At 63.9% G+C, this 21,769-nt stretch carries 24 protein-coding genes; 11 read left to right on the forward strand and 13 right to left on the reverse strand.

Translation table 11 applies throughout. From position 1 onward, the window contains the following. Positions 1 to 92 precede the first annotated feature (92 nt). The 3 genes from AC04SH_RS07595 to AC04SH_RS07605 are packed head-to-tail and all read left to right on the forward strand — an operon-like array spanning position 93 to position 2,076. Positions 93 to 1,070, forward strand: coding sequence for a threonine/serine dehydratase family protein (locus AC04SH_RS07595; RefSeq protein ID WP_488574541.1), 978 nt, complete (start codon positions 93 to 95; stop codon positions 1,068 to 1,070). A gap of 8 nt (positions 1,071 to 1,078) precedes the next feature. Beyond that, a complete protein-coding gene (locus AC04SH_RS07600; RefSeq protein ID WP_488574542.1) occupies positions 1,079 to 1,459 on the forward strand; it encodes a nuclear transport factor 2 family protein in 381 nt (126 codons plus the stop codon). A 17-nt stretch (positions 1,460 to 1,476) separates the two neighbouring features. Next, complete coding sequence (locus AC04SH_RS07605) at positions 1,477 to 2,076, forward strand: DNA-3-methyladenine glycosylase (protein WP_488574543.1); 600 nt, start codon at positions 1,477 to 1,479, stop codon at positions 2,074 to 2,076. Between the two features lie 4 nt (positions 2,077 to 2,080). Here the strand turns inward: AC04SH_RS07605 and AC04SH_RS07610 are convergent, their stop codons facing one another. Genes AC04SH_RS07610 through AC04SH_RS07625 form a run of 4 tightly spaced genes read right to left on the reverse strand, consistent with a single transcriptional unit; the run spans position 2,081 to position 5,779 of the window. After that, positions 2,081 to 3,217, reverse strand: coding sequence for an ABC transporter permease (locus tag AC04SH_RS07610; RefSeq protein WP_488574544.1), 1,137 nt, complete (start codon positions 3,215 to 3,217; stop codon positions 2,081 to 2,083). After that, on the reverse strand, positions 3,214 to 4,134 hold the full coding sequence (locus tag AC04SH_RS07615) for an ABC transporter ATP-binding protein (protein WP_488574545.1): 921 nt from the start codon (positions 4,132 to 4,134) through the stop codon (positions 3,214 to 3,216). Before AC04SH_RS07615 ends, AC04SH_RS07610 begins: the two co-directional genes overlap by 4 nt. Continuing rightward, on the reverse strand, positions 4,131 to 5,084 hold the full coding sequence (locus AC04SH_RS07620) for an HlyD family secretion protein (protein WP_488574546.1): 954 nt from the start codon (positions 5,082 to 5,084) through the stop codon (positions 4,131 to 4,133). Before AC04SH_RS07620 ends, AC04SH_RS07615 begins: the two co-directional genes overlap by 4 nt. Continuing rightward, the gene (locus AC04SH_RS07625; RefSeq protein WP_488574547.1) at positions 5,081 to 5,779 is read right to left on the reverse strand and encodes a CerR family C-terminal domain-containing protein; all 699 of its coding nucleotides are present in this window, start codon (positions 5,777 to 5,779) and stop codon (positions 5,081 to 5,083) included. The genes AC04SH_RS07620 and AC04SH_RS07625 overlap by 4 nt, the downstream gene beginning before the upstream one ends. 91 nt (positions 5,780 to 5,870) lie before the next feature. On the opposite strand from AC04SH_RS07625, the gene AC04SH_RS07630 reads away from it, so the two are divergent. Genes AC04SH_RS07630 through AC04SH_RS07640 form a run of 3 tightly spaced genes read left to right on the forward strand, consistent with a single transcriptional unit; the run spans position 5,871 to position 8,160 of the window. Beyond that, entirely contained in the window at positions 5,871 to 6,344 is a 474-nt protein-coding gene (locus tag AC04SH_RS07630) for a CYTH domain-containing protein (RefSeq protein ID WP_488574548.1), read from the forward strand. Continuing rightward, positions 6,341 to 7,285: a CHAD domain-containing protein gene (locus tag AC04SH_RS07635; protein ID WP_488574549.1), complete on the forward strand. Its 945-nt coding sequence runs from the start codon at positions 6,341 to 6,343 to the stop codon at positions 7,283 to 7,285. Before AC04SH_RS07630 ends, AC04SH_RS07635 begins: the two co-directional genes overlap by 4 nt. A 47-nt stretch (positions 7,286 to 7,332) precedes the next feature. Continuing rightward, positions 7,333 to 8,160: a C40 family peptidase gene (locus AC04SH_RS07640; protein WP_477232273.1), complete on the forward strand. Its 828-nt coding sequence runs from the start codon at positions 7,333 to 7,335 to the stop codon at positions 8,158 to 8,160. Between the two features lie 19 nt (positions 8,161 to 8,179). Here AC04SH_RS07640 and AC04SH_RS07645 read toward each other — a convergent pair whose 3' ends face one another. Both AC04SH_RS07645 and AC04SH_RS07650 read right to left on the reverse strand, forming a co-directional pair. After that, positions 8,180 to 9,556, reverse strand: coding sequence for an adenylate/guanylate cyclase domain-containing protein (locus AC04SH_RS07645; RefSeq protein ID WP_488574550.1), 1,377 nt, complete (start codon positions 9,554 to 9,556; stop codon positions 8,180 to 8,182). A gap of 189 nt (positions 9,557 to 9,745) precedes the next feature. Continuing rightward, positions 9,746 to 10,546, reverse strand: coding sequence for a helix-turn-helix domain-containing protein (locus tag AC04SH_RS07650; RefSeq protein ID WP_488574551.1), 801 nt, complete (start codon positions 10,544 to 10,546; stop codon positions 9,746 to 9,748). Positions 10,547 to 10,659: 113 nt separating this feature from the next. Between AC04SH_RS07650 and AC04SH_RS07655 the strand changes: the two genes are divergently transcribed. Continuing rightward, positions 10,660 to 11,517: an SMP-30/gluconolactonase/LRE family protein gene (locus tag AC04SH_RS07655; protein ID WP_488574552.1), complete on the forward strand. Its 858-nt coding sequence runs from the start codon at positions 10,660 to 10,662 to the stop codon at positions 11,515 to 11,517. A gap of 179 nt (positions 11,518 to 11,696) precedes the next feature. Here the strand turns inward: AC04SH_RS07655 and AC04SH_RS07660 are convergent, their stop codons facing one another. Continuing rightward, positions 11,697 to 12,416 (reverse strand): phosphatase PAP2 family protein, encoded by a 720-nt coding sequence (locus AC04SH_RS07660; protein WP_477232276.1) that lies wholly within the window; start codon positions 12,414 to 12,416, stop codon positions 11,697 to 11,699. 4 nt (positions 12,417 to 12,420) lie between these two features. Continuing rightward, positions 12,421 to 12,762, reverse strand: a complete 342-nt coding sequence (locus AC04SH_RS07665; protein WP_192257146.1) for a hypothetical protein — start codon at positions 12,760 to 12,762, stop codon at positions 12,421 to 12,423. A gap of 243 nt (positions 12,763 to 13,005) precedes the next feature. Between AC04SH_RS07665 and AC04SH_RS07670 the strand changes: the two genes are divergently transcribed. After that, positions 13,006 to 13,230 carry a hypothetical protein gene (locus AC04SH_RS07670; protein WP_142867420.1) on the forward strand — a complete coding sequence of 75 codons (225 nt, stop codon included), beginning with the start codon at positions 13,006 to 13,008 and terminating at the stop codon, positions 13,228 to 13,230. A 22-nt stretch (positions 13,231 to 13,252) separates the two neighbouring features. Here AC04SH_RS07670 and AC04SH_RS07675 read toward each other — a convergent pair whose 3' ends face one another. From AC04SH_RS07675 to AC04SH_RS07685, 3 genes are all read right to left on the reverse strand, one after another. After that, complete coding sequence (locus tag AC04SH_RS07675) at positions 13,253 to 13,933, reverse strand: GNAT family N-acetyltransferase (protein WP_488574553.1); 681 nt, start codon at positions 13,931 to 13,933, stop codon at positions 13,253 to 13,255. After that, positions 13,930 to 14,415: a MarR family winged helix-turn-helix transcriptional regulator gene (locus AC04SH_RS07680; RefSeq protein WP_477232278.1), complete on the reverse strand. Its 486-nt coding sequence runs from the start codon at positions 14,413 to 14,415 to the stop codon at positions 13,930 to 13,932. The genes AC04SH_RS07675 and AC04SH_RS07680 overlap by 4 nt, the downstream gene beginning before the upstream one ends. Positions 14,416 to 14,517: 102 nt before the next feature. Then, positions 14,518 to 15,663 carry a flavin-containing monooxygenase gene (locus tag AC04SH_RS07685; RefSeq protein ID WP_488574554.1) on the reverse strand — a complete coding sequence of 382 codons (1,146 nt, stop codon included), beginning with the start codon at positions 15,661 to 15,663 and terminating at the stop codon, positions 14,518 to 14,520. Between the two features lie 186 nt (positions 15,664 to 15,849). Here AC04SH_RS07685 and AC04SH_RS07690 point away from each other — a divergent pair, with 186 nt between their 5' ends. Continuing rightward, positions 15,850 to 16,881: a phosphatidylglycerol lysyltransferase domain-containing protein gene (locus AC04SH_RS07690; RefSeq protein WP_488574555.1), complete on the forward strand. Its 1,032-nt coding sequence runs from the start codon at positions 15,850 to 15,852 to the stop codon at positions 16,879 to 16,881. Positions 16,882 to 16,904: 23 nt separating this feature from the next. Here the strand turns inward: AC04SH_RS07690 and AC04SH_RS07695 are convergent, their stop codons facing one another. Together AC04SH_RS07695 and AC04SH_RS07700 are read right to left on the reverse strand one after the other, a co-directional pair. After that, positions 16,905 to 17,666, reverse strand: a complete 762-nt coding sequence (locus tag AC04SH_RS07695; RefSeq protein ID WP_477232281.1) for an ABC transporter permease — start codon at positions 17,664 to 17,666, stop codon at positions 16,905 to 16,907. Next, positions 17,663 to 18,604, reverse strand: coding sequence for an ABC transporter ATP-binding protein (locus tag AC04SH_RS07700; protein ID WP_477232282.1), 942 nt, complete (start codon positions 18,602 to 18,604; stop codon positions 17,663 to 17,665). Before AC04SH_RS07700 ends, AC04SH_RS07695 begins: the two co-directional genes overlap by 4 nt. A gap of 454 nt (positions 18,605 to 19,058) precedes the next feature. Here AC04SH_RS07700 and AC04SH_RS07705 point away from each other — a divergent pair, with 454 nt between their 5' ends. Then, a complete protein-coding gene (locus AC04SH_RS07705) occupies positions 19,059 to 20,420 on the forward strand; it encodes a cytochrome ubiquinol oxidase subunit I (RefSeq protein WP_488574556.1) in 1,362 nt (453 codons plus the stop codon). 241 nt (positions 20,421 to 20,661) lie between these two features. Beyond that, positions 20,662 to 21,666, forward strand: coding sequence for a cytochrome d ubiquinol oxidase subunit II (locus AC04SH_RS07710; protein ID WP_488574557.1), 1,005 nt, complete (start codon positions 20,662 to 20,664; stop codon positions 21,664 to 21,666). The last annotated feature ends 103 nt before the right edge of the window (positions 21,667 to 21,769 follow it).

The following is a 21,769-nucleotide window of genomic DNA, read 5'->3' on the forward strand; positions in this document are numbered from 1 at the left end:
GCCAAACTTTGTAACGGTCACATTTTTTCATTGGTGCGCGGCCTGCCTTTGCGTGCACCATGCGCCGATCTCATCCCTCTCAGGACTTCGTCATGACCATGCTTCCCGGCATTGCCGACATCCACGCCGCCGCCGCGCGGCTCTCCGGCCTGATCGTCGAAACCCCGCTGATCGAATCGTCGGAACTCAACAAGCGCTTCGGCGGCCGCATCCTGTTCAAGCCGGAGACGCTGCAGCGCACCGGCTCGTTCAAGTTCCGCGGCGCCTACAACAAATTGTCGACGCTGAGCGAGGAAGAGCGCGGCCGCGGCGTGGTCGCTTTCTCGTCGGGCAACCACGCACAAGGCGTCGCCGCTTCCGCCGCAATGTTCGGCGTCAAGGCAGTCATCGCCATGCCCGCCGACGCACCCGCGATGAAGATCGCCAACGTCCGCAAGATGGGCGCCGAGGTGGTGCCGTTCGATCGTTTTCGCGGCGACCGCATGACCGTGGTGCGCCCCTATATGGACAAGGGCATGGTGCTGGTGCCGCCCTTCGACGATCCGGCCATCATCTCAGGTCAGGGCACGATCGGCCTCGAATTGATGCGCCAGGCCAAGGCGCTCGGTGTCAGCCTCGACGCGGTTCTCATCCCTTGCGGTGGTGGCGGCCTGTCGAGCGGCATTTCGATTGCGGTCAAAGACGCCTCGCCAGATACGGCGGTCTGGGCGGTGGAACCCGAGCATTTCGACGACACCCGCCGTTCGCTGATCGAGGGAAAAAGGGTTTCGAACGAACCCGGCCACAGCTCGATCTGCGATGCCATCCTGGTTGCCGAGCCGGGCGAGATGACCTTCGAGATCAACCGCAAGAACCTCGCCGGCGCGATCGCCGTCTCAGACAAGGCGGCGGCACAGGCGATGCGCGACGCCATGGCCCATCTCAAGCTGGTGGTCGAGCCTGGTGGCTGCGTGGCGCTGGCAGCATTGTCATCGGGCGAGATCGAGCTGTCGGGCAAATGCGTGGCCGTGGTGCTATCGGGCGGCAATGTCGATTTCAGCACCTATGCCGAGATCATGGCCGCGGCCTGAGAACCGATATGGCAGACGCTGACATAAGAGCGGCTCTGGATCGCCACTGGGCTGCCTCCGATGCCAATGATTTCGAGACGGAGCATCAGATCTATCGCGACGACGCAGTGCTCGATTATCCGCAATCGGGCGAGCGCATTCGTGGGCGGCGCAACATCCAGTCGTCGCGCGCCGCGCAGCCCAACCAGAAGCGCTTCGCTGTGCGGCGGATCACCGGCTCAGGCGACCTCTGGATCACCGAATATGTCCTGACCTATGACGGGATTCCCTCCTATACGGTGAGCATCATGGAGTTCCTCGATGGCAAGGTGGCCCGCGAGACCCAGTATTTCGGCGATCCGTTCGATCCGGGACCTTCGCGTGCGCAATGGGTCGAGCGGATATCTTGAAACCAGGCGGCGATAGCATGACCGGCCTCCGCCCGCTCGACCGCGCCGAACTGCCGGAAGATACGGCTGCTCTCGCCCGCTACCTCATCGGCAGACTGGTGGTGCGGGAGCTGCCGAAAGGTATCGTCAGCGGCCGCATCGTCGAAACCGAAGCCTATGTCACCGGCGACGCCGCCGGCCATGGCTATCGCGGGATGACGCCGCGCAATCGCTCGTTGTTCCTCGAGGCCGGCCACGCCTATGTTTATCTCGCCTATGGCGTCTCCTGGATGCTCAATGTTTCAAGCGAAGGGGTGGGGACCGGCACCGGCGTGCTGATCCGGGCGCTCGAACCGCTCGAAGGCATTCCGCTTATGCGGGAGAACCGGGGCGTCGAGCGCTTGCGTGACCTGGCGCGAGGGCCGGGACGGCTCGCCCAGGCCTTGCGGATCGATCGTTCGCTCGATGGCCTCGATCTGTGCCGGCAAGGCCCGCTATGGCTGGCAGAAGATGAGCATCAAGCCGGCGACATCGGCCAAGGCATCCGCATCGGCATTACGAGGGATGCAGACCGCCCGCTGCGGTTTTACGTCAGGGGCAGCCCCTTCGTCAGCGGTCCAAAATCGCTCAATCGTTGAGAGCCTAGTCGAGTGTCCGCCTGAACCGCGCGAGTGCTACGCCGGCAAACAAGGCCACGAACGCGACCAACCAGGTGATCTCGCTCGCCACCGCCGGCAGTTCCGCGCCCTTCAGCATCACCGCGCGGGTGATGCGCAAAAAATGCGTCAGCGGAAAAATCTCGCCGAAGGTCTGCGCCCAGCCGGGCATGCCGCGATAGGGGAACATGAAGCCCGACAGCAGGATCGACGGCAGGAAGAAGAAGAAGGTCAGCTGCAGTGCCTGCATTTGCGTGCGGGCAATGGTCGAGATGGTGTAGCCGAGCAGCACCAGCGCCAGCACGAACACAAGAACGGCAGTGAGCAGCAGCGACATCGAACCGGTGAAGGGGATGGCAAACAGGAGCTTCGACGCCGCCAGGACCACCACCACCTGCACCGCGCCGACCGCCAGATAGGGCAGCACCTTGCCCAGCATGATCTCGAGCGGACTGGACGGCATCGCCAGCAGGTTCTCCATCGTGCCGCGCTCGGTCTCGCGTGTCAGCGCGATCGAGGTCATCATCACCATGGTCATCTGCAGGATGACGCCGAGCAGCCCGGGAACGATGTTGTATTGCGAGATGCCTTCCGGGTTGTAGCGCCGGTGCACCACCACGTCGAGCTGGCCCCTGGCGTTCTCGGCCGCCGCCTCCTGCATGCCTTGCGCTCGAAGCAGCGCCTGGCTGGCGACGGTGCTTAGAGTCGAGATGGCGCCGCTGGCGGCGGCCGGATCGGTGGCGTCGGCCTCGATCAGGATCTGCGGATTGTCGCCGCGTTCGACCCGGCGGCCGAAATCGGCAGGGATGGTGACGACAAAGGAAACGTCGCCGCGCGCCATCAGGAATTCGGCTTGCTCGGCACTTTGCGCGACATGGTCGAAGCGGTAGTAGCCGGTCGTCTGCAGGGCCGCGACAATGGCGCGGGTGTAGGGGTCGTTGCTGGTCGCCACGAGTGCGGCAGGCAGGCTTTTGGGATCGTTGTTGATGGCATAGCCGAACAGCACCAATTGTATAAGCGGCACGCCCAGCATCATGGCGAAGGTGATGCGGTCGCGCCGCATCTGGATGAATTCCTTGATCAGCAGCGCACCGAGCCTGGCGAAAGAGAAGACGTTGTTCATGCCATATTGTCCTTCGAGCCGGACATGAACTGGATGAACACATCCTCGAGGCTGGTCTCGCCGGGTTTTACGGTGACGCCCTTATGCTCCTTCTCGACATCGGCGAGCGCCTTTTCGAGTGATGCCTTATCGGAGCCAACGACATGCAGCGTGGCGCCGAACGGCGCAACCTGGTCGACGCCCGGCCGTTCCTTCAGGGCATCGGCGACCTGGTCGAGGTGCGGCCCCTGCAGCACGAAGGTGGTCAGCCCGGCATTCTTTACCACTTCGTCCACCGTGCCGGTGGCCAGCATCTTGCCATAGGAGATGTAGCTGATGCGGTGGCAGCGCTCGGCCTCGTCCATATAGTGGGTGGAGACCAGCACGGTCAGGCCGCCGCTGGCGAGACGATGGATCTCGTCCCAAAACTCGCGCCGCGCCTTCGGGTCGACGCCGGCGGTCGGCTCGTCGAGCAGCAGCAGCTTCGGCTTGTGCATGATGCAGGCGGCGAGCGCCAGGCGCTGCTTCCAGCCGCCCGACAGCGTGCCGGCGAGCTGGTTGCGGCGCGTCGTCAGGCCAAGTTCTTCCAGCGTGCGCGCCACATGCTCCTCGACCGGCTTCAGCCGGTAGAGCCGCGCCACGAATTCGAGGTTCTCGCCGATGGTCAGATCCTCGTAGAACGAGAATTTCTGCGTCATGTAGCCGACTTCGCGCTTGATCCGGAGCGAGTCGGTTCGGATGTTGAAACCCAGCACCGTGCCTTCGCCCTCGTCGGGCGTCAGCAGGCCGCACATGATGCGGATGGTCGTCGTCTTGCCGGAACCGTTCGGGCCGAGAAAGCCGACGATCTCGCCTTCGGCCACCGCCATCGTCACATGGTCGACGACCGTCTTGTCGCCGAAGCGCTTGACCAGGCCATGAACGTCGATGGCGTTCATTTTGCCGAGGCCGCCAGCTCGACATCCACGATCTGCCCCGGCTGCAGCGCTTGTGCATCGCCCTCCGGCCGCGCCTCGACGAGGTAGACCAGCTTCTGCCGGTTCTCGAGCGAATAGATGACCGGCGGGGTGAATTCCGGATCGGGCGAGACATAGCTGACGCGCGCCTTCACGGCCTCGCCGCAGCCGTCGCAATGGACGGAAAGCAACGTGCCGACCTTGATCGATGAAAAGGCTCTTTCCGGGATATAGACGCTGAGTTTCACGGCGCCATCGGGCAGCATCGAGATGACGGGCGCTGTCGGGCCGGCGGTGTCGCCGGGGTTGCGGATGACGTCGTTGACGCGGCCGGGCGAGGGCGCCGCCAGCACCCGCTTCGACAGCCGCCACTCAGCCTGTTCCAGCGCCGACTGCGCCTGCTTGACCTGGTTGTCGGCCGCCTTAATCGTTTCGGGCCGCGCCGGCAGGCCGCCGACGGCGAGATTGGCTTCCGCCTGGCCGACCTGCGCATTGGCCGTCTCCAGCGTCGCCGACGCGGTGTCGTAGTCGGCCTGCGTGCCGGTGCCGCGCTTGAACAGATCGCTGGCGCGGTCATAGCGACGCCTGGCGTCGGTGGCTTGCGCGCGGGCCATGTCGACCTCGGCCTTCAGCACGGCAATCTCTTCCGGTCTTTTGCCAACCTGCAGATCGGCAAGCTGCGCCTGCGCCTGGGCGAGCGCGGCCTCGGCTTGCGCCACGGCAATCTTGGCGTCGGCGCTTTCCAGCGTCACCACCGGCGTGTTGGGCTCGACACGGTCGCCGCGCTTGACCTTGACGGTCTCGACCTGCGCCACCTCGATCGGCGCCAGCAAGACATACTCGCCCTCGACATAGCCGACGGCCAGGGGTGCCGCCGGCGCGCAGGCGCTGAACAGCTGGGCCGCGAGGGGCAGGGAACAGAGAAAACTCATCGCTTGCCCTCCTTGCGGGCGGCCGGCTTTCGCGCGCCCAGCATGGCCTCGAGGTTGTTGGTGGCGACCGCCACCACCTTGGCGGCTTCCGCGGCGCCGATCTCGCGCCAACCCATTCGGCGCAGCACCGCCTCGCGGCCTATGCGGAAATAGATGACCTGGCCGATCAGCGTGAAAACCGTGAGCTTGGTGGCCTCGCTCTCTGCCGGCTCGCCGGTCGCCTGTTCCCAGACCTGGCAGAGCCGCCGATGCGTCGGCTCGAACACGCCGGCATAGATGCGGTCGAGCGCCGCTGTGGGATGCGAGAGCTCTCGGAGTACGAATTGTACGATCTCGCCAGCCTCGGGACTCGCGACGATGAACCCCACCATGCGCTCCAGCGCCGCGAACAGCTGCGCCCTGGCAGCCTCGGGAGTGGACTGAGCCGGCGCAGTTCCGATCGCCTGTCCGGCGATCGCCTGGATGGTCTCGACGATGTGGTCGGCGGCGGCCGCGCGTAGCCCTTCCTTGCTGCCGAAATGATAAGCGATGGAGCCGATATTAGCCTTGGCCTCCGCCGCGATCTCGCGCGTCGAGGTGCCGTCGAAGCCCTGCCGTCCGAACAGTTTGAGCGCGGCCACCACGAGTGCGGCGCGCGTCTGCTCGGCGGGCGATGTCTCCTGGCGGGGCATTTTGTCGAGTACTGGTTTGATCATGCCAGCAATTTAATCAATCGATTGATTAAAGTCAAATTGATTCTCTGTGCCGGCTTGCCATGTCGAGCCGCAGACGCTTTAGTGCGCGGCCATGGGCAAGGAAGTCGAACGCAAGTTCCTGGTCTCCAGCGCCGAGTGGCGTAATCTGGCCGACGCGGATATCCGCATTCGCCAGTTCTACCTTGCCGCAGCCCCCGGCCGCACCGTGCGGGTGCGCATCAGCGACGGCAGCTCGGCGAAGCTGACGCTCAAATTCGGCAGCCGTGCCCGCGAGCGCGACGAATACGAATATCCGATCCCGCTGGCCGATGCCGAGGAGATGCTGGCCTTCGCTATCGGACATGTCATCGAGAAGACACGCCACCATGTTAGGCATCGCGGCTATCTCTACGAAGTCGATGTTTTCGGTGGGATTCTTGCCGGCCTGGTGGTGGCCGAGCTTGAGACGCCGGAGGATGTACCTGACGAAATGCTGCCCGATTGGCTCGGCCGCGAAGTGACCGGCGAGCAAAGGTTTTACAACGCGTCGCTCGCCCTTGGGGGGATTCCGGAGATCGCCGCATGAGTTTTCGCATCGATCCGCGCCTGCCGCTGACCGGCGAGGTCAGACGCATCCTTGGCGAGGAAATCGGCAAGGCGCTTGCGCATCTGGCCGCGGCGCATGACCGGCCGGAGCAGGCGCTGCACAAATGCCGCAAGCGCCTGAAGAGCGCGCGCGCCTTGCTACGCCTGGTCCATTCCGGTAACGAAACGTTTTGCGGGACCGAGAACCAGTGCTATCGCCAGGTGGCGGCCCTGCTTGCCGGTCCGCGCGAGGCAACCGCCCTGGTCGAGACCATCGATCGCCTGGCCGCCGCCTTTCCCGAGCAGGTTGCCGGCGGCGGCCTCGACAGCGTGCGCGATCGGCTTATTGCCCGCCAGCATGAAATGCATGCCGGCGCCGGCCTCGACGCCGCCATAGGTGCTGCGACCGCCGCCTGCGAGGAAGGCCTGGTCCGGATAGAGCGGCTGCTGCTCCCGGATTTGCCCGAACACGCCGCCGACGTGCTCGCCGACGGCGCCCGCAAGACCTTGCGCCGCGCCAGGAAGGCGCTGGACAGGGCGGGATCGCGCGGTGGGGCCGAGGATTTCCACGACCTGCGCAAGGCGGCAAAGACCCACTCGATGCATTTGTCGCTGCTCGGCCGGCTGTGGCCGACGCCGATCAAGGTGCGGCGCAAGGCGGTCGACGAACTGGGCGAAAAGCTCGGCGAACTGCACGATGTCTTCGTCATGCGCGCCCTGCTCGAAGCCGACGACGAACCGCTCGGCGATGCCCAGGACACCAAGCTTCTGGGCAAGCTTTTGAAGCGCTCGGAAAAGAGCCTGAAGAAGGCCTGTCTCGCCGGGGCTGCCGGGCTGTTCGGCGACAACCCGAAGCGCTCGACGAAGAAACTTGCCCGCAATGCGCGCGACGATCTCGCCGGCCCGGCGACCCAGGAAGACGCGAACGCGACGGTCGGCTGACGGCCCGCTGGCCCTCGCCCACCACCCCGTGCTAGTCACGCTCTACGATGACCGCGCCCGCCGAAACGCTTCTCGACCGACTTGGCCGCTGGCTTGCCGGCCGGCTGCAGGACGAATCCTCCGGCTATGAGCCCTACACGCCGTCCGACGCCGAGACGCTGCGTCGCGCGCTCGAACCCGGCGACATCCTGCTCATCGAGGGCAACCAGAAGATCTCCGCGGCCATCAAATACCTGACCCAGTCGACATGGTCGCACGCCGCCTTCTATGTTGGCGATGCCTTGCCCGAACCCGCTGATGGATCGGAGCGGCCGCGCCTGATCGAGGTTACGCTCGGCGAAGGCTGTGTCGCCGTGCCGCTGTCGCGCTACCGCACCTACAACACGCGCATCTGCCGCGCGAGCGGCCTGACGCCGGAAGACCGCGACAAGGTCGTCGCCTTCATGATCGGCAAGCTCGGCCTGAAATACGACCTCAAGAACATCTTCGACATGCTGCGCTTTTTCCTGCCGGCGCCGCCGGTGCCGGTGCGCTGGCGCCGCCGCATGCTGGCTTTTGGCTCGGGCGATCCGACGCGCGCCATCTGCTCGACGCTGATTGCCGAGGCCTATGGCGAGATCCGCTATCCGATCCTGCCCGAGATCACCCGCGCACCCGGCCGCGCCTCGGCGCAGTCGAGCTATTCACGCCGGGAAATCCTGCACATCCGCCACCATTCGCTCTACACGCCGCGCGATTTCGACCTGTCGCCCTTTTTCCGCATCGTCAAGCCGACGCTGGAATATGGCTTCGACTACCGGGCGGTGACCTGGGACGACAAGGCAAGCACAGACGTCGCAGCCGCGAAGGCTGGCGCAATCGCCTCAGACACGTGATGGCTTGGCGCGGCCTGCATCATGCCGAAACCGCGATAGCGCCCTGGTTTTCGGCTCTGTGTTCGACCCAGACATGGACCGGTTCGTCCCGGCCGCGGATGCTCACCGGTCCATGATCGCGCGCATTCAACTGTGTCGTGGGCGATTCCGCCTTCGCGGCCTCAATCAGTCGTGACCCAAAGCAAATATTCGCCTGAAGCTCACGGCAGAGCGACTGCAAACGGCTGGCGACGTTGACGGTGTCGCCCACCACCGCGAAGGACAGATTGCGCTCGCTGCCGACCGCGCCGATGACGACAGCGCCATATTGTGCACCGATCCGAACGTCCAGCGGCGGGTATCCCCTGGACACGCGCTGCACATTCCAGTCTTCGAGAGCGGCGATCATCGCTTCAGCGCATTGAATGGCCCGAGTCGCGTCGTCATGGCTGGCTTGCGGAACGCCGAATGTCGCCATGATGCAATCGCCGATATAGTTATCGACGGTGCCATGGTGGTCGAAAACGACCTGCTCCATGCGACGGTGGAACTGACGCAGAAGTTCGAACACTGCTTCGGCCGGATGATCCTCGGAATAGTGTGTGAAGCCGACGATGTCGGCGAACAGCACCGCGATATCCTGCCGGCGGACCGGGCCGAAGGGCTCGTCATCCGTGGCGAGCTGGTCGACGACATTGGGCGAAAAATGCCGGGCGAGATTGGCGCGGGCACGCTCTGCCTTGACATAGTCTTCCGACAGATGTCGGGAACGAGAGACGACCAGCGCCATGATTGCGCCGATAATCAGCACGACCAACACGTTGGTCGCCTGCGCGAATGTATCGACGAAATTGGGGTTGAGATAGAGGTTCAGTCGCTCTGTCACCGGCATCGAATAGAGGTTCGTCGCCGGAATGACGGTTCCCGGACGAAGAATCACCCATCCCACGCCGATCGTCCACGTCAAAGCCGCGAGCGCGCCGAGATAGAGCGCCAATCGTGTCGAAAGGGTCAGCGCGCCAAGGCATACGAAAATCAGCAGGAATTTGAAACTGCCCTCGCGCAGTTGCATCGCGGCCGGCGCGACCTCCTGGGAAAACGGGTTGGGCGTTACCAGCAGAACGGTCAACAGAATGATGTCCAGCGTACCGACGAGATAACCGATCCACCATCGCGCCGTGCGACGGCGCGCAAAGCGAAACTGGATCAGGCCGACGAGCTGGAACAGCAACAGGCCCGCCAGCACGAAGAGCAGCGAGGCATCCCAGCGGCTGATCAATGAAAAGAAGCAGGAGATCACGGCGAGCGATGCCGTCCGCGCCCAGAACTGCAATGCAGCACCCTGGCGTTCGGCGCGCGCCCGCAAATTTTTCAGGCGCGAATAGCGGCGAAGTTCAAGTGTTGGCGCGGTCGGCATGGGATCACTTCGATTTCACGGGGACGTGTCACGCACTCGGCAAACCCGACCTCTACAGTCTGGCAAATCAGTGCGCGAACTCTATCATGAATGTGGTTTCATTTTTGAAACGCGGCTGCAAAGAGCAAAAACGTCCAGACAAAGGATCATGTTGAAAACCGCAGCAGGACTGGCGGAGGCTTGGCCGTGTCAGGCCGGCAAAGGACGGCGTCCCTTTGCAGGAGCCGCGGGCCGGTCGAATGCTCCGGCATCCCTGGGGTGCGGGCCGATCGGCATGATCGCCGGAAACGGCGTCGCACCGAAAGCAAACGTCCATTTGTAGCCGGTCAGCTCGTCCTCGGGCGTTGTGTGCTGGTCGTGATGGGCGAGCAGCTTGACGCGCTCGGCCAGTTCCTCGGCCTCGCGCTTCACCATCTCGGCCGTTTCCGGCCGCATCCGCCGCGAGAAGGAGACAAAGGTCGCTTCCCGCTCCAGATGGGTGATCGCCCAGCCGATGAAATTCTTGTTGGTCATCTCGAACAATGGCCTGAGCGGCCCTTCGAAATTCCACTGGATCGGCGTGTCGACCAGCAGCCGTGCCGACAGCCCGCTGCCCAGCGCGATCAGCCCGAGCGCTTCGAGATCGCGCAGATAGAGGAACATCGAGGCTTCGCTCAGGCCTTGCGAGCGCATGACGCCCTCGGGCGTGAATTTCTCCGACAGCATGACGAAGATGAACAGCAGCGCCGGCCGCCCGGCGAGCTTGCGCTCAATCTCCGGTGCGATGCGGTTGACCGGTCCTGGTCCCCTGTTCATCGACCCCAGCACATTTTCCAGCTCGACGCCGGCGGCCGCGCAAATCTCCACCAACCGGTCGAGCTTGCAATTGCGCTCATGGAAGATGCGCTTCACCGTCGGCTCGGAAACGCCCATGCGCTCGGCAAGGTCGCGATAGGTGACGCCCTTGGCCTTCAACGTCCGCTTCAGCGCCTCGAAGATCAGGCCATTCATGGGATGCACCTCTTTTGCGCCATTTGGTATCGAGTTTCGATACTAGCGGCAATCGGACTTTCCGAAAAGTATCGAAATCTCTAGCTCTCCGCTCGTCATCAGGAGACCTGGCCATGAAAACCCTCATCACCTCGATTTGTTTCGCCGCCTTCGGCATCGCGCTTGTACCGGTCGCCGAGGCCGGCGAAGTCTGGCGCGCCTCCGGCTTCCAGCAGCCGGAATCGGCGCTGTTCGACGCCGCCAACAACCGCATCATCGTCTCCAACATCGTCGGCAATCCCGGCGAAGCCGACGGTAACGGTTATCTCTCGGTGCTGTCGCCGGACGGCAAGACGATAACGCAACACTGGGCCGACGGCATGGATGCGCCGAAGGGCTCGGCGATCACCGGCGGCAAGCTCTACGTCGCCGACATAACCAAGGTGCGCGTCGTCGATCTCGCCAGCGGCAAGCTCGTGTCGACCATCGATGTGCCTGGCGCCGTCTTCCTCAACGACGTGACATCGGACAGTTCGGGCAAAATTTATGTCACCGATATGCTGGCCGACGCCATCTACCGCATCGACGGCGACAAGCCCGAGTTGTTCGTCAAGGACGCGATGCTGGCGTCACCCAACGGTGTCTTTGCCGATGGCCATCGGCTGATCGTGGCGTCCTGGGGCAAGGGCATCAGGCCCGATTTCAGCACCGCCGAGCCCGGCGGCCTGTTGTCGGTGGATATCGCCAGCAAAGCCGTCACGCCATTGCCCGGCGCGCAAAATTTCGCTGACCTCGACGGCGTCGTCGCCATCGGCGACAGCATCTACGCCACCGCCTACATGACCGGCACGCTCTATCGCTACAAGGTTGGCGGCGCCCCACAGGTTGTGGCGCAGTTCAAGCCGGGCAGCGCCGACATCGGCACGGACGGCACGCGGATCTTCGTGCCGCTGATGAACGAAGGCGAGATCGCGGTGCTGAGCCTGGACTGACAACGCACACTTGCCTGCTCAGTCAGCGGGTACGGCTTTGAGTTGCGCCCGCGCATCGTTGATCGAGGCAGCAAAGGTCACCAGCGGCCGCTTGACGCCGTGGGTGTCGGCGGTTTTTCTGCTGGCAGGCTGCGGGCACGGGCTGATCAACCGGCTGATCTGATTTCCGCTCCGGACCGTTAGTTTTCTTCAAGCTCGCTGTCACTATCTGCCACCGCATGCCGCCGCTGCAGCAGCCGCGCTGCCAGCCAGCACAGCATTGCCCAGGCGAAGCCAGCGCACCAGCCGGCGAGCACGTCGGAAGGCCAGTGGACGCCGAGATAGACGCGGCTGACGCCGACCAGCAGCGTCGTCAAAACCGCCAGGCAGAGCACGAAGATCTTGGTCGTGCGTCCCGGCAGGAAGCGCGCCGCCAACGAGCCGAGCGTCAGATAAGTCACCGCCGAAACCATGGCATGGCCGCTTGGAAACGAGAGCGAGGTCTCGTTGGCCAGGTGAGAGACGAGGTCCGGGCGCGGCCGGTCGACGCCGGCTTTCAGCAGGCTGGACAGCGCCTGGCCGCCAGCCACCGCCACCAGGATGAACAGCGCCGTTCCTGCCTTGCGGATCAGCAGCAGATAGACAATCACCGCCGCCACGATCAGCACCAGCACCGCGGAGCTGCCGAGGCTGGTGATGTCGCGCATCGCTCCCTGCAGCCAGAGCGGGCCGAGCGGAACCTCAGGATGGCCGGCCTGGCGGAAGGCGAGCAGGATCTCGGTATCGAAAGCATGCGGGGTGGTGTCGCGCGCCACTTCCATCAGCTCCTCGAACCCCCACAGTCCGCCGGCGATGATCAGTCCGGCGAGCAGCACCGGAAATTCGATCCTGTTGGCGAGGGTACGGATGGCGGCCTTCATCGGACTATAACCGCCCCTGCAGATAGGGCCCGAGTGTGATCAGCGCCACGGCGGCGATGGCCAGCACAATGCCGGTTGCCTGCAAGGCATTGACGCGCTCGCCGAAGAACACCAGCGCCACGGCGTTGACCGCTACCAGCTGGATCACCGCCGACAGGCTGAACGAGACCGACATGCCGAACTCGCGGACCAGCCGCAGCATCATCAGATTGCCCGCCGTATAGAGCGCCAGCGTCAGCAGGATCTTGCCGAGGCTCGGCGCCAGCCCCCATTGCTTGGCCGCGATTGCCGCCAAAAGGAAAATGACCGTCGAAATGACGAGCTGCGCCAGTCCCCAGAAACTCACTTTTGTGCCTCGCTGCCGTTCTTGGCAGCCCTTGTTTCGCAAGCGCGCCGGCTCGTCAAGCAGACTGCAGCGGAACAAGCCCGACCGGTGACGAGAGGCAGCCGGGTGGATGGCAGCAAGATCGCGGTCTGATTGCCAACGCGCGGGCCGGATTCACCCAAATCCAGGCGACTGTTCCACTCAAGCCTCGGGAAAGATTGGACATTTAATCATGGCGCCCTAGGTCTTCTAGAGGAGGCTGCCATGCCGAAGTCTGTTTATGACCGTGGCCTGCTCAGGCCCGATGACATCGCCAAGCTGCAACGTGTGTTCGACGAGGCCTGCCGCAGGCGCGACGTGCATCCCGATTCGGCCGAGGCACGGGAGATCGCGCTGAACGTGCTTGCGCTCCACAATGCCGGCATGGTCGAGGAGGACATGCTTATGGAAACCGTCGGGTTCCGCCGGTTGGAGCCGAAATCGGCGTGAAGCCGTGAGGATGGCCCTTGGCCTAGCCGGCGCGCTGCACGACGGCCACGTTCATCTCCGACCTTAGCTTGAAGCCGATGGATTCGTATAACCGAATCGCGTTGGCATTGTTGGCATAGGCGTGCAGGTAGGGCACCTCGCCGCGCGCCATGATCCGGTTCGACACGAACAGCGACAGCAGCCGGCCAAGGCCGCCGCCGCGAAAGTCCGGATGCGAGCATACGCCGCTGAGTTCGCTGTATCCGGGCTGCTTCATGCGCTCGCCGGCCATCGCCGCCAGCCTGCCATTGATCTTCACGCCCCAGAAATCGCCGAGACTGAGCGCCTTGAGCGTGAACGGCCCGGGCTTGGTCAGCGTCGCCAGAGCGAGCATCTCGGCCGCATCGTCCAGCGTCAGTTGCTGGACGCGCTCATCCGACACGGCGGGCAACGGCGCCTCGGCGACCATCTGAACACCGAAGGCGGTCACGGTCGCGGCCAGTTCAGACGGCAGGGCAATAGGATCCGCCTGAAGCATGAACACGCTTTCACCTGCGGGAACGAGTCTTGTGAGCGCCTGCAGGCTTTCGGCGTCGTCGATCGCGGTGGCGGCGAAGGGAACGATCGAGGAGGGATAACGCCTGGCGAGCTTGTCGCCATAGGCAAAGATTCGATGCCGCGTGTCGAGCGCGCTCCAGACGGGTCGGTCGAGGATATGGCTCATGGCGCGACACCCTGCTTTACGCGACGATCGAGCGGAGCCGCCGCCAGGCCGTCCTCGATGGCCGAGAGTTGTTCTAGAAGTGGCCCTGCAAGGCCTTTGCACAGGTCGGCGACGGCATTCTCGATGCGCGGCCAGACGTCCCGCTTCGCTCTGTCGACCAGACGTTGACCATTCTTGGTCAGCGAGACCATTCGCCGCCGCTGGTCGCCGTCCGACTGAATGGCCTCGACCAGGTCCAGCTCGGCCAGCAGCGCCACGCTGCGCGTCACGCCCGGCTGGGTGATGCCGAGCGACTGCGCCAGCTCGCCGACCGGCAGCGGCCCGAGCCGATCAAGCGCGGCCAGCAGAGGGTACTGGCTCGACTGGACCGGAACCTCCAGGCCATCGAGCATGCGCTGCGTATCGGCCTGCAGCTGCTCGCCGATGCGCTTCAGCCTGCTGCCGAGGGTGAGGTAGCCAAGAGATCGAATGATGTCTTCCATTGGTGGGTCCGCTCGTTGCACAACCATAACATGTTATATAACAAGGCAAGAAGTGGAATCAAGAGCACGCCACGGCGATTTGCCGGACGCCTCCAAGCTTAGTCATCCACGGGCGATCTGCCTTGCAATCGCTTCGGCCTGCAGGCCGGCGCTGTGGAAATAGCTGGTCAGGCTCGGCCGCATGCCGATGAACCACAGACCGGGCTGGCCGCTCGGCGTGCCGCCATTGGCTTTCGGCACGCCCTTGGCGTCGAGCACGCCGAGGTCGCCCAGCATGGACTCCAAGCCGGTGCGATAGCCGGTCGCTGCGATCACCACATCCGGCTCAATCACCGTATCGTCGTTCAACCGCACGCCCGGGCCTTCGAAGGCCGCGACGGGCGCCACCACCGAAATCCGTCTGGCCTTCAGCGCGGCGACGGCGCCGTCGTCGACGGCAATCGCGATCTGCTCGACGCCGAGCCGGCTGGCGCCGCCTTTCGGCGCCGGCGGCAGGCCGAAGCGGGTAAGGTCGCCAAACACCAGGCGTTGCGTCGCCGCGATCATGGCGTCGGCAATCCACGTCGGCAGCATCGCCATGAAGCCGCCGAAGCGCGCCACGGCAACCTTGCCGATCCGCTTCGGCATCAGCGAAGGACCTTGCCTGGCCGACAGCCACACGGCATCCGTGTCGGCGCGGGCAAGGTGGTTGAGCACGTCGAAGCCGGAATTGCCGGCTCCGACCACCAGCACTTTTTTGCCGGCATAGTCCTCCGCTGTGCCGAAATCGGCGGCGTGGACGAACTTGCCGGCGAACGTCGCCTTGCCCGGCCAATCCGGTGTCCACGGCAAGCGGTCACGGCCGGTGGCAACGATGACGTGACGTGCGCTCAGCACTCCTTGGCTGGTATGGACGAGCCAGTGGCCGCCGTTGCGCTCGACCCGTTCGACGGCGGTGCCGAATTCGACCCTTATGCCGCGGATGCGGGCAAAATCATTGAGATAGCCGACGATGACATCCTTGTTCGGAAAGGCGGCGGTGCGCGACGGATAGGCAAGGCCGGGCAGGGCCGACAGCGCGCGATGCGTATTGAGGGTCAGCTTCTCGTGCCGTCGCCGCCACGGTTCGGCGATCCGCTGTTCCTTGTCCAGCACAACCGCCGCCATGCCGCGCCGGCCAAGCGCGTCGGCAGCGGCCAAGCCGGCCGCCCCGGCGCCGATGACGATCACCGTCTCGTCAGAGCCTTTCGGCCCCGGGACGATGGGCATCGTTTCGCCTGTCGTTGCCGCCATTCGGTCGAGATTCCCTTTTAGCTGCGCCATGGGACCCGTCCTATATGGCCCGTCCTGTATGGCACATGGGCGATATGATCGATAATGAGGTCGCGTCAATGCGACTGATTCGAGGCCTTGGGGGCAGGCCTCTGTTTATCATCGGCACGCGGAAGCTCGACCATGCCCTCCTTGCGTATCTTTCTCGACAGACTGCTGGAGGGCGCTGCAGCCAAGGTGCCGCGCCAGGATTTGTCGCATGTCGAGCGGCTGGCGCTGGTTCGCCAGCACGGCGACTTCTCTCTGGCCTATTCGACCGCCGTGCAGCAAAAACTGTCCTATTTCGGCGACACTGAGGGCTATATCGCCTTCGGCACCAAGATGAAGCACCATTTCGCGCTCGGTGACCCGGTGGCCCACCCGCCTGATCGGCCCGACTACATAAGACGCTTCGTCGAAGCCGCCGACAGCCCGTGGTTCGTGCAGATCGGCGAACCGACGGCGCGCGTGCTGTCCGGGCTCGGCTACCAGGTCAACTGTCTCGGCGTCGACACGCGGCTGGAGCTTCCCGCGCACGACTTTTCCGGCAAGCGCAACGAAACCGTGCGCTATTCCGAACGCTGGCTGTTGAAGAAGGGGTTTTCCTTTGGCGAGGGAGCGGTCTACCTCGACGAGGTCCAGCGCCTGTCGCAGAACTGGCGGGCCGACCGCATCGTCAAGCGCTGGGAGATGGCCTTCCTCAACCGCCCCTTCGCCGATCATCTCGGCATCGATATGCGCCGTTTCGTGCTCTACAGCCCGGAAGGCGAACTCGTCGCCTTGCTCGATTTCGATCCGCTGTTCCGAGACGGCAAGGTGATTGGCTATACCACCTCGTTCAAGCGCAAGCACATCGATGCCTCGCCGCATGCCGAAATCGGCCTGACCAAATTCGCCGTCGACCGCTTTCGCGGCGAGGGCATTTCGGTCGTCACGCTCGGCCTGTCGCCGATGCTCGACGTCGGCGCCAATGAATTTGCCGAATCGAGCTTCTGGCGCAACGCTTTCGAGCGCGCCTATGAATCACCCTGGGTCAACCGCAGCAAGTTCAACCTCAAGGGCCAGGCGGCGTTCAAGCGCCGCTTCCACGGCATCGAGGAGCCTACCTACATCGCCTTTCGCAAGGGGACGCTGGTCGAGATGCTGGGCCTGCTGCGCCTGATCAAGGCGATCTAGCCCTTGGCCGAAGCCACGGCTCGTCAGTTCCTGAGCCGGTAGCCGGTCCTGAATATCCAGGCGACGATGGCGATGCAGACCGCCAGGAAGACCACCGTCATGCCGAGGCTGATGCCGACCGAGACGTCCGACTTGCCATAAAAGCTCCAGCGGAAACCGCTGATCAGATAGACGACGGGGTTGAACAGCGTCACCGTGCGCCAGACCTCGGGCAGCATGTTGATCGAATAGAAGCTGCCGCCAAGGAAGGTCAGCGGCGTGATGATCAAAAGCGGCACCAGCTGCAACTGCTCAAAACTTTTCGCCCAGATGCCGATGATGAAGCCGAACAGGCTGAAGGTCACCGCCGTCAGCACCAGGAAGGCGAGCATCCAGAACGGGTGCTGGATATGCAGCGGCACGAACAGCGAGGCCGTAGCCAGGATGATCAGGCCGAGAATGATCGACTTGGTTGCCGCACCGCCGACATAGGCGATGACGATCTCCAGATAGGACACCGGCGCCGACAAAAGCTCGTAGATCGAGCCGACGAATTTCGGGAAATAGATGGCGAAGGAGGCGTTGGAGATCGACTGCGTCAACAGCGACAGCATGATCAGGCCGGGCACGATGAAGGCGCCGTAGCTGATGCCGTCGATCTCGGTGATGCGCGAGCCGATGGCCGAGCCGAAGACGACGAAATAGAGCGATGTCGAGATCACCGGCGAGACGATGCTCTGCAGCACGGTGCGCAATGCACGCGCCATCTCGACCCGATAGATCGCCCAGACTGCGCGCCAATTCATGCGTCTTGCCTCAACAGATTGACGAATATCTCCTCGAGCGAGCTGTTTTGCGTGTCCATGTCGCGGAACTGGATGCCGGCCGCCTCGAGCTCGCGCAGCAGCGAGGCGACGCCGGGGCGTTCGCTCTGATTGTCATAGGTGTAGGTCAGTTGTGTGCCATCCGGCGACAGCTCCAGTCTATAGCGCGAGAAAGCATCGGGAACGACGGTCAGCGGCGTGCGCAGCTCCAGCAGCAGCCGCTTGCGTCCAAGCTTGTGCATCAGCTCGGCCTTGCCTTCGACCAGGATGATCTCGCCCTTGTTAATGACGCCGACGCGGTCGGCCATCGCCTCGGCCTCTTCGATGTAATGCGTGGTGAGGATGATGGTGACGCCATCGTCGCGCAGCCGGCGCACCATCGCCCACATGTCCTGGCGCAGCTCGACATCGACGCCGGCGGTCGGCTCATCGAGGAACAGCACGCGCGGCTCGTGCGACAGCGCCTTGGCGATCATCAGCCGCCGCTTCATGCCGCCCGACAGCGTGATCGCCTTGGCGTCCTTCTTGTCCCACAGCGAGAGGTCGCGCAGCACCTTCTCGACAAAGCCGGGGTTGGGCGCCTTGCCGAACAGGCCGCGGCTGTAATTGACCGTCGTCCACACCGTCTCGAAGGCATCGATGGTCAGCTCCTGCGGCACCAGCCCGATCAGGCTGCGCGCGGCGCGGTAATCCCTGTTGATGTCATGGCCGTCGACCGTGACCGTGCCCGACGAGCGGTTGACGATGCCGCAGACGATCGAGATCAGCGTCGTCTTGCCGGCGCCGTTCGGCCCCAGCAGCGCGAAGATCTCGCCGCGCTCGATGTCGAGGTTGATTTCCTTCAGCGCCTTGAAGCCGGTGGCATAGGTCTTGGTGACCCCGGAAATCGCAATGATGGAGGGCGAAATAGTGGAAGACATGAGGCGGGAAACGACTGCTTGAAAGGGATTATTATTGCGCTGAATGTCGGTGCGCACGGCCGGAAGTCAATGCCGCTGCTGACAATTCTGGACAAACGTTCTCTTTTTGCCGTTTCGCCGTGCGTTGCTGCAGACGGCTTTGTGAAGAGGACCCCCACCCTAACCCTCCCCACAAGGGGGAGGGAACGCTGCCGCCCGCCTCCCTCATCTGACGTCATAACCCCGACAAATTGGCCGCTGTCAGCGCCGACGCAAGTCTCCCTCCCCCTTGTGGGGAGGGGTTAGGGGTGGGGGTATTCGTAGGGTGCCGTCATATGCGATTGCTCCGGACGGTGGGGCACTGACGGTTTGGCCCGATCTGCTGCGACAACGCGCCCCGCGTGGCGCCACGTCGCTTTGACCGCACCGCATCCGCAGCCTATCCTGCGGCAAGAAACAGCAGCCGGAGCCCGCCATGGACCCGCTCATCCTGTCGCGAATGCAGTTCGGGGCGAACATTTCGTTCCACATCCTGTTTCCGACGATCACCATCGCGCTTGGCTGGGTGCTGCTGTTCTTCAAGCTGCGTTACAACGCCACCAATGATTCCGCCTGGATGCGCGCCTATTTCACCTGGGTGAAGGTGTTCGCGCTGTCCTTCGCCATGGGCGTGGTGTCGGGCGTCACCATGAGCTTCCAGTTCGGCACCAACTGGCCGGGTTATATGGAAAAGGTCGGCAACATTGCCGGGCCGCTGCTCGCCTACGAGATCCTCACCGCTTTCTTCCTCGAAGCGGCCTTCCTCGGCATCATGCTGTTCGGCTTCCGCCGTGTGTCGAACCGCGTCCATACGCTGGCCACCGTGCTGGTCGCCGGCGGCACCACGCTGTCCGCCTTCTGGATCATCGCGCTGAACTCCTGGATGCAGACGCCGGCCGGCTTCGAGATCATCGACGGCAAGGCGCATCCCGTCGACTGGTGGGCGATCGTCTTCAACCCGTCCATGCCTTACCGCCTCGTGCACATGCTGCTCGCCTCGGGGCTCACCGTCTCATTCCTGATCGCCGGCCTGTCGGCGCTGCGCTATCTCACCGGTGACCGTTCGGAATCGATGTGGAAGGCGCTGCGCACCGGTGTGTTCACCGCCGCAATCCTGATCCCGATCCAGATCTTTGCCGGCGACCAGCACGGCCTGAACACGCTGGAGCACCAGCCGCAGAAGATCGCCGCCATGGAAGCCAACTGGAACACCGGGCCCAACGTGCCGCTGGTGCTGTTTGCCTGGCCGGATGAGGCGACGAAGGAAAACAAGTTCGAGGTCGCCATTCCCGATGGCGCCAGTGTTGTGCTGCGGCACTCGACCAGCGGCATCGTGCCGGGGCTGAACGACTATCCCGGCCTCCACCCGCCGGTCCTCCCGTTGTTCTGGGGCTTTCGCATCATGGTCGGCACCGGCATTTTGATGCTCATCGTCTCATGGTCGGCCACCTTCTTCCTCAAGCGCCGCCACAGCCTGCCAAGGCCGCTGGCCATGCTGATGGTGCCGATGGCGCTATCCGGCTGGCTGGCGACGCTCGCCGGCTGGTACACCACCGAGATCGGCCGCCAGCCCTGGCTGGTCACAGGCGTGTTGAAAACGGCGGACGCCGTCGGCCCGGTCGCCGGCAGCCATGTCGCACTGACGCTGGCGATCTATCTCATCCTCTATGTGCTTTTGCTGATCGCCTATCTCGGCGTGCTGGTGCACCTGGCGCTGAAGGCGGCCAAGGACGGCGACACCTCGCCGCTGCCGGGCGTGATGAAGACGGCCATGTCGCAGCCGGCTGCAGGAGAGTGAGGATGTACGCTTTTACGGTCAGCGCTGCCCCTCACCTGCCTGCCGGCATCCTCTCCCCGTATAGGGACGGGGAGAGGGGCGCTGTCATCGCCGCTTTCGCCAATCACCACCGCTGCAGAACGGGTGCCGAGATTACGACCAGCCCCCTTCTCCCCGTCCCTATACGGGGAGAAGGTCCCGGCAGGGGGATGAGGGGCAGCGCCGACTTCGTAAATCAAGACCAGTGCGTAAGGAGATACCAATGACCTTTGACTGGCCAACCGCGCTCCCCCTCATCTTCGCCGGCCTGATGGGCCTGGCCATCCTGATCTACGTCATTCTCGACGGTTTCGATCTCGGCATCGGTATCCTGTTCTCGGTCGCCGAAGATGCCGAGCAGGACACGATGATCGCGGCAATAGGCCCGTTCTGGGACGCCAACGAGACCTGGCTGGTGCTGGCCGTCGGCCTGCTGCTGGTCGCCTTCCCGATGGCGCATGGCGTCATCCTGACCGCACTTTATCTGCCGGTCTTCGTGCTGCTGGTCGGCCTCATCCTGCGCGGCGTCGCCTTCGATTTCCGCGCCAAGGTGCCGTCCGGCAAGAAGCAGCGCTGGAACCGCATTTTCTTCCTCGGCTCCATCATCGCCTCGCTGGCGCAGGGCTATATGCTCGGCGTCTATGTGCTGGGCCTCGATGTCGGCCTTGGCGGCATCGCCTTCGGCGCGCTGGTGGCGCTTTGCCTGTCGGCGGCCTATGCCGCGATGGGCGCCGCCTGGGTAATCTACAAGACTGAAGGCGCGTTGCAGAAGAAGGCGGTGGCTTGGCTGCGCACAACCCTCGTGCTGACCGCGCTCGGCATGGCGGCGGTGTCGCTGGCCACCCCCTTCGCCAGCCCGCGCATCTTCGCCAAATGGTTCGGCTGGCCCGAAATGCTTTATCTGTCGCCGCTGCCGATCCTGTCGGCGCTGCTCTTCCTGTGGCTGTGGCGGCAGACCTTCTATCTGCCCAAGCCCGACGACCGCCATGCGCTCCGGCCGTTCCTGACGCTCGCCACCATCTTTGCCCTCGGCTTTGCCGGGCTGGCGTGGTCGTTCTACCCCTTCGTGGTGCCCGACAGGCTGACCATCTGGCAGGCGGCGTCGGCAACGGAAAGCCTCGCCATCATCCTCGCCGGCACGGTGGTCGTGCTGCCGGTGATTATTTTCTATTCGTTCTATGCGTATCGAGTGTTCGGCGGGAAGGCGACGGATTTGACGTATGATTGAGGGGAGCTGATCTCCCCCCTTGAGGGGGAGATGGCCGGCAGGCCAGAGGGGGTCGCCGCGCGTGGAGCGCTAACCTTCGTCTGCCGCAGGAGGTCGCGTCCGG

The sequence above is a fragment of the Mesorhizobium sp. CNPSo 4688 genome (genome assembly GCF_057784295.1).